We start from the raw sequence: 12,318 nt of genomic DNA, 5'->3' as shown, positions 1-12,318 counted from the left end.
GACAGATGCCGCCCGTCTACCACTTAAGTTAGCGCGTATGGGACCACGCCCCGCCTTTGTCGCATCAGGCTGAAACGAAAGTTGCCGCGCCTGTTGAAAGATATTCCGGCAGGATCGCGCAGATCGCAAAGCCACGGGCTGACGGCGGCCATATTCACACGGCTTTCCGCCACTTGGCGGCAGTTTGGGCACTGATCCCGGTCTTGCGGGGTTTTGCCGGCATGATCGGGATCATCGCGCAGCCACGGCGTATCTGCCCCGCAAGGCAGGCCCATTCCATCGAAATGGGCGCAGCAGCGAACCGTGGGGTCAAACAGCTACGCCGCCAGCCCGGCATAAACCCCGCCAAGCGCCAGCAGTTCGGCATGGGTGCCGGTTTCCGCGATGCGGCCATGGTCCATCACCACGATGCGATCCGCGCCGCGAATGGTGCCAAGGCGATGCGCGATCACCAGCGTCGTGCGGCCCACGGCCAGCCGGTCCAGCGCCGACTGGATCTCGCGCTCGGTCTGGCTGTCCAGCGCCGAGGTGGCCTCGTCCAGGATCAGGATCGGCGGGTTTTTCAGAAAGGCGCGGGCGATGGCGACGCGCTGTTTCTGCCCGCCCGACAGCATGACGCCGCGTTCGCCGACGATGGTATCCAGCCCCTCGGGCAGGCTGGCGATCAGGCTGGTCAGTTGCGCCTGCGCGGCGGCCTCGGTTATCTCGGCATCCGTGGCGCCAAGGCGGCCATAGGCGATGTTTTCGCGCAGAGTACCGCCGAACAGGAACACATCCTGTGACACCAGCCCGATCTGACGGCGCAGGCTGTGCAACTGCATCTGCGGCAGGTCCAGCCCATCGACCGTGATCCGCCCCGCTGTCGGTTCGTAAAACCGCGGCAGCAGCGCCAGCAGCGTGGTTTTCCCCGCACCCGACGGCCCGACAAAGGCCACGGTTTCGCCCGCGCGGATGGTCAGGTCGATGTCGCGCAGGATCGGGCGGCCGGCGTCATATTCAAAGCTGACCCGATCGAAACGGATGTCTCCGCGCAGCGCCGGGGCGGCAATCGCACCGGGGGCATCGGCAATTTCGGGTTCCGTCGCCAGCAGTTCCTGATAGCGGCGGAAACCGGCGATGCCGCGCGGATAGGTCTCGATCACGGCGGCGATCTTTTCCAGCGGGCGATAGAACACGCCGACCAGCAGCAGAAAGCCGACAAAGCCGCCGGTGGTCAGCGCGCCGTTCAGCACAAAGCCCGCGCCGACGACCATCACCACCACCTGCACCAGCCGCAGCCCCATATATTGCAGCGCGCTCGAGGCCGCCATGACGCGATAGGCATCCAGCTTGGCATCGCGATAGCGGGCGTTATCCACCGCGAACAGATCGCTTTCATGCGATTCATTGCCGAAAGCCTGCACCACGCGGACGCCGCCCAATGCCTCTTCCAGGCGGACGTTGAAATCGCCGACGCGGGAATAGATCGCCCGCCATGTCCGCGTCATCCGCCCGCCATAGACGATCACCAGCGCCAGCATCGCCGGCACGATCACCGCCACGATCACCGCCATTTGCGGGTTGATCCAGAACATCAGGATGAACGCGCCGATGAATGTCATCAGCGCGATAAAGGCGTCTTCGGGGCCGTGGTGGGCGACCTCGCCGATTTCCTCCAGATCGCGGGTGACGCGGGCGACCAGCTTGCCGGTGCGGGTGCGGTCATACCAGCGCCAGCTTAGCCGCGTCAGGTGGTCAAAGGCGCGGGCGCGCATCACCGTTTCGATGTTGATGCCCAGCTTGTGGCCCCAATAGATCACCACCACCAGCAGCCCGGCATTGACCGCATACAGCGCCAGCAGCCCGGCGGCGGCGGCGATGGTCAGCGGCCAGTCGCCCTGCGGCAGCAGGTGGTCGATAAAGGCGGTGATGGCCAGCGGAAAGGCCAGTTCCAGCAGGCCGGACAGCACGGCACAGCCGAAATCCAGCCAGAACAGCCCGATGAAGGGCCGGTAATAGGCGAAAAACTGACGAAGCATAGGGGTCCTCAGGCTGGGATGGCGACGGGGCCACCATCCGGGCGGGTCAGCACCTGCATGGGCAGGCCATAGATCTGTTCCAGCGTTTCAGGGCGCATCAGCTCGGCCGGGCTGCCCTGCATGGCCAGCTTGCCGCCGCGAATGGCGACGACATGATCGCAGAAACGCGCGGCCATGTTGACCTCGTGCAGGACGATCACGGCGCTGCGGCCCTGCTGGCGGCACATGCGTTGGACCAGCGCCAGCACCTCGACCTGATGGGCGATGTCCAGCGCGCTGATCGGTTCGTCCAGCAGCAGCGTTCCGGCCTGCTGCGCGACCATCATCGCCAGCCAGACGCGCTGACGTTCGCCCCCTGACAGGGTATCGACCAGCCGCCCGGCAAAGCCGTCCACGCCGCATTCCGCCATCGCCGCCGCCACCGCCGCGTGATCCGCCGCAGCAAAGCGCCCCAACGCCCCGTGCCACGGGTAACGGCCAAGCGCGACCAGTTCGCGCACGGTCATGCCCTCGGCCGGGGGGGTGGTCTGCGGCAGAAAGGCCAGACGGCGGGCATAGTCGCGGGCGGGCCAGTCGGTCAGGCTGCGGCCCTCGAAGGTGATGCTGCCGCTGCTGGCGGCGATCTGCCGGGCCAGCGTTTTCAGCAGCGTGGATTTGCCCGAACCGTTATGCCCGATCAGCGCAATGGCCTGACCGGCGGGCAGATGCAGGCTCAGATCGCTCAGCAGGCGGCGGCCGGGCACCTGAACGCTCAGGTTGCGGATGTCGAACAAGGGGGTCATGTGCGCGACCTCATCATCAGCCAGATCAGCCAGGGCGCGCCGATCAGCGCGGCGAACAGGCCAAGCGGCAGTTCATAGGGAAAACCGGCCATGCGGGCGCCGAAATCGGCGGCCAGCATCAGCCCGGCGCCGGTCAGGGCGCTGCCGGTCAGGTGGTCGGCGGGGCGGGCCAGCCCGGCGCGGCGGGCGATATGCGGGGCCATCAGCCCGACGAAGGACAGCGGCCCGACCAGCACCGTCGCCGCCCCGGTGGCCAGCCCGGCCAGCGCGATCAGCGCCAGCCGCGCCCGGCGCAAGGGCAGGCCCAGCCCGCCCGACACGCCATGCCCCAGCGGCAGGATCGCCAGCCAGCGCCGCGCGGCCAGCCCCGCGCCCCACAGCACCCCCGCCAGCCCGGCCAGCGCCAGCGCGCCGGGCATGGTGATCGCCGATGACGACCCCGACAGCCAGCTCAGGATCGCCCATGACCGGGCATCCCCCACCGCCATCATCGCCGACAGCACCGCCCCCGCCAGTGCCGACACGGCGATGCCCGCCAGCAGCACCCGCTCGGGCGGCATGTCGCGGCGGCTGACAAAGGCAGCGACCAGCGCCAGCGCGACCGCGCCCCCCGCCATGGTTCCCGCCGTCAGCGCCGTGGCCGATGGCGCGGCCAGCGCAAACACCACCGCCGCATAGCCCAGCGAGGCACCGCCCGACACGCCCAGCACCTCGGGCGAGGCAAGCGGGTTCGCGGTCAGCCGTTGCAGCACCGCCCCCGCCAGCGCCAGCGCCGCCCCGGCGGATGCGGCGGCGATCAGACGCGGCAGGCGCATCGGCAAAAAGGCCGCGAAACTGTCGCGGTCCAGCACCGCCCAGCCCCCCGGCACGCGCCCGATCCAGACCAGCACCAGCGCCGCCGCCACCAGCCCCAGCGCCAGCCCGGCCAGCATCCGCACGGGATGGGCACGGCGGGGCGCGGGGCCTTCGCCGCGCTCGGTCCCCGGCGGGGTCGAGCCGCGCAGGCGCGGCAGCAGCCAGATCAGCAGCGGCCCGCCGATCAGCCCGGTCAGCGCGCCGGTGGGGAACATCTCGCCGCTTTGACCCGCGATGGCCAGCACGATGCCATCGCACAGCGACAGGATCAGCGCCCCGATAACCGGCGACAGCGCCAGCAGCCCGCCAATGCTGCGCACGCCCATGGTGCGGGCCAGCGCCGGTGCGGCCAGCCCGACAAAGCCGATCAGCCCCAGTTCCGCCGAAACCGCCGCCGCCAGCACCACCGCCACGGCCACCGCCAGCAGCCGCACGGCGGCAACGTTCAGCCCCAGCCCCTGCGCCCCCGCAGCCCCCAGCGACAGCACGCGCAGGGGCCGCGCCAGCAGGCCCGCCGCCGCACCGCCCGCCACCAGAACGGCGCTCAGCGTCAGAACGCCGCTCCAATCCTGCTGCACCAGCGAGCCGCCGTTCCAGATCACCAGCGACAGCAGATATTGCCCCTGCGCCAGCGTGACGGCGGTGGCGACGGCACTGGCGGTCATGCCGACCAGCATCCCGGCGATGACCATCGTCACCGGGGCAAAGGCCCGCGCCGCGCCAATCGCCAGCACCAGCGCGGCGGCCAGCCCCGCCCCCGTCAGCGCCACCGGCCAGCGGCCATAATCCAGCAGCCACGGCGCAAAGATCGTCGCCATCACCAGCGCCAGTTGCGCCCCCGAGGAAATGCCCAGCGTCGTCGGATCGGCCACCGGGTTGCGCAGCACGGTTTGCAGGATCGCCCCCGACAGCCCCAGAACCGCGCCCGCCACCAGCGCGATCACGCCGCGCGGCATCAGCCCATAGGCCAGCATGATCTGATCCAGCGTCATCCCTTGCGCGCGCAGCGGCCAGCCGGGCCAGTCGGCCAGCGGCAGCATCTGCACCGCCGCCAGCCACCACAGCCCGGCAGACAACAGCGCAACCAAAGGCAGGGCGCGGATCATGCCAGCACCTGCGGGCCGCGTTCCAGCGCGGCGATCAGCCCCTGGGCAAAGCGGGTTGCGGCAGGCGCGCCGCCGAACGGGTTGGTATCGGGCACGGCATAGACCCGGCGCTGAACCACCGGAGGCAGCGCCGGCCACAGCACGCTGCGCGACAGGCTGCGGCGGGCGGCGGCGGGGATCTCTCCGACGATGACCAGCCGGGCATCGGGCATATCCGCCAGCCGTTCCAGCGGCACCGGGGCCAGAAAGCTGAATTGCGTTCCGTCGGCCCATGCGTTGCGCAGACCCAGACGGGTGGCGATATTGCCGAACAGGCTGTCAAAGCCAAAAATCCGCATATGCCGCGCATCCCCGATATTGACCATGCAAACCGCCCGGTCGCTGAACGCCGCCGCCCGCGCGGCCAGCGCGTCAAAGCTGGCCTCGGCCCGCGCCAGCGCCGCCTGCCCCGCCTGCGGATCGCCGATGCGGTCGGCCAGCAAGGTCAGCGCGTCCAGCACCTTGGGCAAGGGCGCCTGACCCGCGATATAGAAGGGCAGCGAAAACACCGGGGCGATTTCAGCCAGCCGGTCCTCGTATCGGGTATAGTAATTCGACGACAGGATCAGATCGGGCCGCAGCAGTTGCAGCAGCTCGAAATTCGGCGCGCCGCGCAGGCCCAGATCGGTGACATCCGCCGGGATCGCGGGCTGGCCCACATCCTGCCGGTAACGGATCAGTTCCGCCGCCGCGACGGGCATATGACCGATCGCCACGGCGGTTTCCAGCATCGCCCAGTCGATCGCCGCCAGACGCGGCTGCACCGCATCAGCCGCCCGCACAGGCAATCCCATTGGCAAACCCGCCGCCAGAAAAGCACTGGCGGCGGTCAGAAAGTGACGACGATGCAGGCCGATTACCACTTGCGCGTCAGTTGCGCGGAAATCGTGCGGCCCTCGCCATAGTAACAGCCAAAGCTGCCGCAATTGGCCAGATATACCTTGTCGGTCAGGTTGTTGATGTTCACCGAGGCTTCGATGTTGTCATAGGTATAGCTGGCCCCCAGATCGGCCAGAGTCACCGACCCCAGATCATAGCTGTTGGCCGAATCGCCAAAGCGCGAGCCGATATAGCGGATACCGCCGCCAACGCGCCAGCCATTGCCGAAATCGCGGTCCAGCCACAGGTTCGCCAGATGGCGCGGGGCATTGGACATGTCATTGCCCGCATTCGCGCCGGTCATCTGTTCGGTCTTGTTGAAGGAATAAGACCCGCGCAGATCCCAGCCCTCGGCGATTTCGGCGGTGGCCTCGACCTCGAAGCCGCGCGACTTGACCTCGCCGATATTGCGATAGGTGCCGCCGCCCAGGTTTTCGATGATGTTTTCCTGCCGCAGATCATAGATGGCGGCGGTAATCAGCCCGGTAAAGGCGGTGGGTTCGTATTTGACGCCGACTTCCCATTGCTTGCCCGTGCTTGGCCCCGGAGCCGAACCTTCGACCTGCACCCCGGCATAGCTGATCGCGTCCACCGGCTCGAACGAGGTGGCATAGCTGACATAGGGCATCACCCCGTTGTCAAAGACATAGGACAGCCCGGCGCGGCCCGTCGTCTTGCTGTCGGACAGATCCACATCGGCGCGGGTGCCGGCGCGTTCCGACCAGCCGGTGACATCGGCGCGGTCATGGCGCAGGGCCAGCGATGCGCGCCAGTTCCCGACCTCGACCTGATCCTGCGCATAGATGCCGATCTGCTTCAGCGTGATGTCGCTGTTCGACACATACCACGGATCGCCGGTCGGCAGGCTGCCGCGCAGCGGGTTCACCCAATCCAGCGACGGGGCGGTATAAAATTCAGTCGTGGTGCGGGAATCGTATTTGCGGATGTCCAGCCCGAACAGCAGGTTATGCGAGACCTGCCCGGTATCGACCACGCCCGACAGGCGGGTATCCAGGTTGATGCCCGACGCATCCTCGGACTGGAAATTCGCGCCACGGGTGATCTCCGTGCCCGACAGGCCGGTCACATACATGCCGCGATAATTCCAGTCGAAGTTTTCATAGCGGAAGCCCTGATCCAGCCGCCAGCCGCTTTCCAGTTCGTGGCTGATCTCGACGCCAAAGTTGAACATCTTGCGGTCGCTGTCGTCCCAGCCGTCTTCGCCGGTATAGAGATCGCGCAGGCGCTTGCCATCCGCGGTCTGGGTCAGCGCATAGGGCACACCCGCAGGCGACAGCGGCGCATCTTTCAGATAAGATGCCATGATGTCGATGGTCGTTGCATCGGTCGCCTGCCAGCGGGCCGCAGCAGCCAGATAGCCGCGCTTGTTATCCAGTTCCTCGATCTGCGGCTTGTTGTTGCGGGCGATCCCGGTCAGACGCCACGACAACACATCATTGCCCGCGCGGTTCACGTCAAAGAACGCCTGACCGCCGTTATTGCTGTCGAATCCCGCGCCGATTTCGCTGAAATCATAGGATTGCGCGCGTTTCTGCACCTGGTTGATGATCCCCGCAGGCGAGCCGGCCCCGTAAAGCGAGGATGACGGGCCGCGCACCACCTCGACCTGCTGCATCCCATAGGTTTCATAGGCGGGCGCGCCCATATAGCGCAACTGGCGCAAGCCGTTGACATATTGCGCATCGCGGGCCTCGAACCCGCGCAGGGTCGGGCTGTCGAAGCGGGCGTCGGTGCCGTAGGGCTGGCCCAGCACACCCGCGCTGTAATTCAGCGCCTGCCCCAGCGTCGTGGCGCCCTGATCCTCGATCTGCTGGTTGGTCACGACCGAGATGGATTGCGGCGTCTGCGCAATCGGCGTATCGGATTTCGTCGCGATCTGCGCATAATCGGCCACATAGCCGTCGATCTGCGTGCTGGTATCGGTGGTTGCCGTCAGCACGATTTCGTCCAGAACGACCGGCGCTTCTTCCTGCGCGGTCGCCATGCTTGCGGAAAGGGCGATCAGGCTGCCGCTGGCCAGTGCAAGGCACCGGCGGGACAGAACGGGATATGTTTTCATCAGAGAAAGACCTGTAAGGGAATGGTTGCGGCGGTTCCTGAGTGAATCAGTGTGAATTGTCAACCCTTCGTGATAGCGCCCTTGCCATGGGGCAGAATGTCGCGAAGCTTCCGCCGGAATCAGATTGCGGCGCAATACTGATAGATATAGTCGGAAATGGCAAGAGCGGTCGCCACGACACCGCCGCGCTGAAACAACCGGATACGCACCACCGCCATGGCCCACCGCCGCACAAACAGCCGCGCACGGCATCTTGCGCTGCACCTGCTGGCGCTGGTCGCGCTGCTGGCGGCTGCCATTACGCAAGCGACGCTGCAAGGCGGGCTGTGGCCCCTGGACCTGCGGTTCTCGGTGCTGATGACGGCGGGATGGCTGGCGGTGCTGGCGCTGGCGTGGTGGCCGGTGGCCATCGCCCTTGCCGCCCTGTCCGGCCTGCTGCCCCGGCCCGGCTGGCGTCTGGCGCTGTGGCCCGTGGCACTGCTGACCATGGCGGCGCTGCATGGCCTGTGCGGCAAAGAGCTGGGCTTTGTGCCGCTGAACCGGCTGGGGGCCGCTGGCATCCTGCGGCTCTACGCCATTCCCGTGGCCCTGCCTCTCGTTGCCGGATCGGCCTTGCGCGCGGCGTTCCGCGCCCCCTTACCCGAAAGGACATCCCCATGACCCCCACACCCAACCGCCGCAGCCTGCTGATCGGCGCGATGGCCGCTGGCACGACACTGGCGCTGCCGGGGCTGCCGCGCGCGCAGGGCCGCATGGCCGAACTGGCCCTGTTCGGCCCGCCCGCCGGGCCTTCGGTCACGCTGGCCCATGCCGTTGCCAGCGGCAAGCTGACCGCCATCGCCGACAGCGCCAGCATGACCGCTTGGCGCACCCCGGATGAGCTGCGCGCCGGGCTGACCTCGGGGACGATCCTTGCCTCGGTCATGCCGGTGCAGGCGGCGGCGAACATGTATAATCGCGGCTTTCCGATCCGGCTGGCGAATGTGATGACGAACGGGCTGCTGTATGTCACCTCGGGCGATCCGGCGATTGGCGGCATCCCCGACCTGAGGGGCCGCCACGTCGCCGTGCCGTTCCGGGGCGACACGCCGGAAATCCTGTTCAGCCAGCTTGTGGCGCATCACGGCATCGCGGACGATCTGACGATCACCTATGCCGGCACCCCGATCGAGGCGATGCAGATGCTGCTGGCCGGTCGCGTTGATGCGGCGCTGACGGTGGAACCCGCCGCCACCGCCGCCGTCATCCAGGGCGCGCAGGCAGGCAAGGACATCGCCCGCGTCATCGACCTGCAAACAGCATGGGGCGAGATGACCGGGGCCGCGCCGGTGCTGCCGCAGGCGGGGCTGGCGCTGACGGCCACCCTGACCGAGGCCCATGCCGATGCCATCCCCGCCCTGCTGGCCGCGATTGCGCAGGCCGCTGCCGAGGTGCTGGCCGACCCGGCCACCGCCGCCAGCCACGCCGCCCCGGTGCTGGACATGCCCGCGCCGCTGCTGGCGGCCTCGGTGCCGCATTCCAACCTTGTCGCCCGCCCGGCAGCCGAGGCCCGCGCCGACATCGAACGGATGCTGACCGCGATGACCGGCGCCGATATGGCCGCGATCAACGGCCGCCTGCCCGATGACGGCTTCTATCTTTAGACCGCTCTGCCCAAGGTGCCAGCGATGACAGCCCGCCCCGCCACCATAACCGCCCCGATCCTGTCCGCGCTGACCGACCGCGCCGCCCGGCTGCTGGAGTTTTTGTGGTCCGGCTGGGTCGGGCTGGCGGCGCTGTTTCTGCTGGCCGCCGCATGGCAGGCCGGGCACGAAGCCTATGGCCCGTTCATCCTGACCTCGCCGCTGGACACCGTGGCGGCGGCGGCCCGGCTGGCGCAAGATCCGGCAAGCTGGGCAGTGGCCGGGCTGACGCTGCAACGCGCGGTGACGGGCTTTGCGCTGGTCGGCGCGATTGGCGTAACGCTGGGGCTGGCCGCCGGCTATTCGCCCGCCACAATGCGCCTGTTGCAGCCGCTGATTACCGTGCTGCTGGGGGTGCCGCCGATTGCGTGGATCGTGCTGGCGATGATCTGGTTCGGCGGCTCGGATGCGACGGTGCGGATGGTGATCGTGGTCTCGGCGCTGCCGGTGGTGTTTCTGGGCGCGGCGCAGGGCATCGCCACCCGTGACCGCGGGCTGGACCGCATGGCGCAGGCATTCGGTGCCGGGCCGGTGCGGCGGTTCCTGACCGTTGGGCTGCGCCAGACCACGGTGACGCTGTTTCCGGCGCTGGTGCTGGCGCTGGGCACCGCCTTCAAGGTCGCGGTGATGGCCGAGCTGCTGGCCAATGCGGGCGGGATCGGCGGCGCGCTGGCGGGCGCACGGATCAATCTGGACATCGCCACGGCGCTGGCATGGGTGCTGATCGCCGTCGCGCTGCTGATCGCGGTGGAATACACGCTGGTTCACCCGATCAAGGGCGAAATCGACCGCTGGCGCCGCGCCGCCCAGCCATGGGGGGTAAAACGATGAGCGCCCTTCGGATCAGCGGGCTGGAACACGCCTATCTTGGCCGCTCGGTCCTGCGCGGGATCGACCTGAGCGTAAGCGCGGGCGAGATCGTGGCGCTGGTCGGCCCCTCGGGCTGCGGGAAATCCACGCTGGTTCATGTCGCCGCCGGTCTGGCGGAACCGAAATCGGGCCGGATCGCGCGCGGCTATACCCGCCACGCGATGATCTTTCAGGAACCGGCGCTGCTGCCCTGGGCGACGGCGGCGGATAACATCGCCTTTGGCCTGCGGCTGGCCCGCCTGCCCCGGCGCGAACGCCGCGCGCGCGTGGCCGAGGTCGCCGCTCAGGTCGCGCTGCAACCTGCCGATCTGGCGAAATACCCCATCGAGCTGTCGGGCGGGATGCGTCAGCGGGTCGCCATTGCCCGCGCGCTGGCGGTGCGGCCGGAATTCATCTATTTCGACGAACCCTTCACCGCGCTGGATGTGGCGCTGCGGCGGCGGATGCAGGATCTGGTCATTGCCACCTGCGCCGGGGCCGGGCTGTCGGGGCTGTTCATCACCCATGATCTGTTCGAGGCCGCCCGCGTCGCCCATCGTGTCGCGGTGCTGGACAGCCACGGCGCGGGCGTGCCGGGCGACCGCATCGTGCCGGGCCTGCCGGGCCAGCGCAGCGATGCCGCCCTGCATGACTGGGTGACACAGGCGCTGGCCGGCGACCCGCTGTTCGCGCATATCCACAATGTCGATGAAAGGCAGATCGCATGAGCTGCGCCGCCGCCCCCCGCCCCGCTGCCCCGCGCAGCCTGATCGCGACGCTGGGCGACGAGGGATTCCGGCTGTTCTTTCCGCTGGCCGCGCTTTATGCGGCGGCGTTTCCGCTGATCTGGGTGCTGGCGCTGGGGCTGGATCTGCCGCTGGCGCGGGTGGTGCCGCCCTCGCTGTGGCACGGATACGAGATGCTGATCGGCGCGTTCGGCGCGGCGCTGATCGGCTTTCTGACCACCGCCGCGCCGGAATGGACCGACACCGAACCGCTGCGCGGCCGCCCCCTGTGGGCACTGGCGGCACTGTGGGCGGCGGGGCGCATTGTCGGTGCCTTGGGCTGGGACCGGCTCAGCGTGGTTGGCGCGCTGGCCGATCTGGGCTGGATAGGCGCGCTGCTGGCCTATCTGGTCGCGCTGTCGATCCGGCGGCGCAGCGACCGGCTGATCGCGTTCATCCTATGGCTGGCGCTGCTGAGCGGCTGCGCCTTGGCCGCGCGGCTGGCATTCATCAGCGGCGACATCGCCCGCGCCGCCACCTGCCTGCATCTGACCGGCTTTGCCTATCTGGGGCTGCTGGGGCTGGCTCTGGCCCGGATCACCGTGCCGATCACCAATCAGGTGCTGGACCCAGGCGAGACCACTTCGCCCTTTCGCCCGCATCCGGGCCGGATCAATCTGGCCCCCGGTCTGGTGCTGGTCGCCATGGCCGGGCAGGCGGCGGGTGTCAGCCCGATGGTGCAGGGCTGGCTGATCCTTGCGGCGGGGGCCGGGTTCATGGACCGCGTGGCCGAAGGTTTCATCGGGCGCGAATCCGCCCGCGCCGAAATCCTGCTGCTGGCGGGCAGCGCGGCACTGGCGGGGCTGGGGCTGCTGATGACGGGCGCGGCCCTGCTGGGCGCGCCGTGGACGCAGGTGGCGGGGCTGCATCTGGCCTTTATGGGCGGGCTGGGGCTGGGGGTTTACACGGTGCTGTCCATCGCCGGGCGGCTGCACACCGGGCAGAGCCTGGGCCTGTCGGCCCTGACGCGCATCGGCGCGCTGATGCTGATCGCCGCCGCCGCCCTGCGCATCGCGCCCGAAATGGGCCTGCCCCTGCCCGGCCCGCTGCACGCGCTGCCGGCACTGGCATGGGCGGCGGCATTCGTGATCTGGGTCGCTGCCTATTGGCCCGGATTACGCAGCGGCGGGTTCGGGGACAGGTTCGGGCGCACGGGCGAGGACGTGGGCGGGGGTGGGGGCGGGCCATCATACGCGCTAACTTAAGTGGTAGACGGGCGGCATCTGTCCGTGATTCATAAGGT

At 68.5% G+C, this 12,318-nt stretch carries 10 protein-coding genes; 5 read left to right on the top strand and 5 right to left on the bottom strand.

The features are described 5' to 3' along the window. Positions 1-317: 317 nt before the first annotated feature. The 5 genes from Q4G14_RS14695 to Q4G14_RS14675 all read right to left on the bottom strand — a co-directional run bounded on the left by Q4G14_RS14695 (position 318) and on the right by Q4G14_RS14675 (position 7,759). Positions 318-2,018, bottom strand: a complete 1,701-nt coding sequence (locus Q4G14_RS14695; protein WP_303362515.1) for an ABC transporter ATP-binding protein — start codon at positions 2,016-2,018, stop codon at positions 318-320. 8 nt (positions 2,019-2,026) lie between these two features. Next, the gene (locus Q4G14_RS14690; protein WP_303362514.1) at positions 2,027-2,800 is read right to left on the bottom strand and encodes an ATP-binding cassette domain-containing protein; all 774 of its coding nucleotides are present in this window, start codon (positions 2,798-2,800) and stop codon (positions 2,027-2,029) included. After that, on the bottom strand, positions 2,797-4,761 hold the full coding sequence (fhuB, locus tag Q4G14_RS14685; RefSeq protein ID WP_303362513.1) for a Fe(3+)-hydroxamate ABC transporter permease FhuB: 1,965 nt from the start codon (positions 4,759-4,761) through the stop codon (positions 2,797-2,799). The genes Q4G14_RS14690 and fhuB overlap by 4 nt, the downstream gene beginning before the upstream one ends. Then, positions 4,758-5,594, bottom strand: coding sequence for an ABC transporter substrate-binding protein (locus Q4G14_RS14680; protein ID WP_303362512.1), 837 nt, complete (start codon positions 5,592-5,594; stop codon positions 4,758-4,760). The genes fhuB and Q4G14_RS14680 overlap by 4 nt, the downstream gene beginning before the upstream one ends. A gap of 62 nt (positions 5,595-5,656) precedes the next feature. Then, complete coding sequence (locus tag Q4G14_RS14675) at positions 5,657-7,759, bottom strand: TonB-dependent siderophore receptor (protein ID WP_303362511.1); 2,103 nt, start codon at positions 7,757-7,759, stop codon at positions 5,657-5,659. Positions 7,760-7,975: 216 nt separating this feature from the next. Here Q4G14_RS14675 and Q4G14_RS14670 point away from each other — a divergent pair, with 216 nt between their 5' ends. From Q4G14_RS14670 to Q4G14_RS14650, 5 genes are read left to right on the top strand one after another with little or no spacing between them, the layout of a single operon-like run. After that, a complete protein-coding gene (locus Q4G14_RS14670; RefSeq protein WP_303362510.1) occupies positions 7,976-8,419 on the top strand; it encodes a hypothetical protein in 444 nt (147 codons plus the stop codon). Beyond that, a complete protein-coding gene (locus Q4G14_RS14665; protein WP_303362509.1) occupies positions 8,416-9,402 on the top strand; it encodes an ABC transporter substrate-binding protein in 987 nt (328 codons plus the stop codon). Before Q4G14_RS14670 ends, Q4G14_RS14665 begins: the two co-directional genes overlap by 4 nt. Before the next feature lie 24 nt (positions 9,403-9,426). Next, positions 9,427-10,272 carry an ABC transporter permease gene (locus Q4G14_RS14660; RefSeq protein WP_303362508.1) on the top strand — a complete coding sequence of 282 codons (846 nt, stop codon included), beginning with the start codon at positions 9,427-9,429 and terminating at the stop codon, positions 10,270-10,272. Further along, positions 10,269-11,018, top strand: a complete 750-nt coding sequence (locus Q4G14_RS14655) for an ABC transporter ATP-binding protein (RefSeq protein ID WP_303362507.1) — start codon at positions 10,269-10,271, stop codon at positions 11,016-11,018. Before Q4G14_RS14660 ends, Q4G14_RS14655 begins: the two co-directional genes overlap by 4 nt. Then, entirely contained in the window at positions 11,015-12,280 is a 1,266-nt protein-coding gene (locus tag Q4G14_RS14650) for an NnrS family protein (RefSeq protein WP_303362506.1), read from the top strand. Before Q4G14_RS14655 ends, Q4G14_RS14650 begins: the two co-directional genes overlap by 4 nt. Positions 12,281-12,318: the final 38 nt, after the last annotated feature.

Source organism: Paracoccus sp. (in: a-proteobacteria), from assembly GCF_030538755.1.
GTDB lineage: Bacteria > Pseudomonadota > Alphaproteobacteria > Rhodobacterales > Rhodobacteraceae > Paracoccus.
This window is presented reverse-complemented; position numbering and strand designations above follow the sequence as displayed.

What these genes read in the sequence shown, in the direction of transcription:
- Q4G14_RS14695 (WP_303362515.1), bottom strand. Translation starts at nt 2,018, where the DNA reads ATGCTTCGTCAGTTTTTCGCCTATTACCGGCCCTTCATCGGGCTGTTC.
- Q4G14_RS14680 (WP_303362512.1), bottom strand. Translation starts at nt 5,594, where the DNA reads ATGGGATTGCCTGTGCGGGCGGCTGATGCGGTGCAGCCGCGTCTGGCG.
- Q4G14_RS14650 (WP_303362506.1), top strand. Translation starts at nt 11,015, where the DNA reads ATGAGCTGCGCCGCCGCCCCCCGCCCCGCTGCCCCGCGCAGCCTGATC.
- Q4G14_RS14675 (WP_303362511.1), bottom strand. Translation starts at nt 7,759, where the DNA reads ATGAAAACATATCCCGTTCTGTCCCGCCGGTGCCTTGCACTGGCCAGC.
- Q4G14_RS14690 (WP_303362514.1), bottom strand. Translation starts at nt 2,800, where the DNA reads ATGACCCCCTTGTTCGACATCCGCAACCTGAGCGTTCAGGTGCCCGGC.
- Q4G14_RS14670 (WP_303362510.1), top strand. Translation starts at nt 7,976, where the DNA reads ATGGCCCACCGCCGCACAAACAGCCGCGCACGGCATCTTGCGCTGCAC.
- Q4G14_RS14655 (WP_303362507.1), top strand. Translation starts at nt 10,269, where the DNA reads ATGAGCGCCCTTCGGATCAGCGGGCTGGAACACGCCTATCTTGGCCGC.
- Q4G14_RS14665 (WP_303362509.1), top strand. Translation starts at nt 8,416, where the DNA reads ATGACCCCCACACCCAACCGCCGCAGCCTGCTGATCGGCGCGATGGCC.
- fhuB (WP_303362513.1), bottom strand. Translation starts at nt 4,761, where the DNA reads ATGATCCGCGCCCTGCCTTTGGTTGCGCTGTTGTCTGCCGGGCTGTGG.
- Q4G14_RS14660 (WP_303362508.1), top strand. Translation starts at nt 9,427, where the DNA reads ATGACAGCCCGCCCCGCCACCATAACCGCCCCGATCCTGTCCGCGCTG.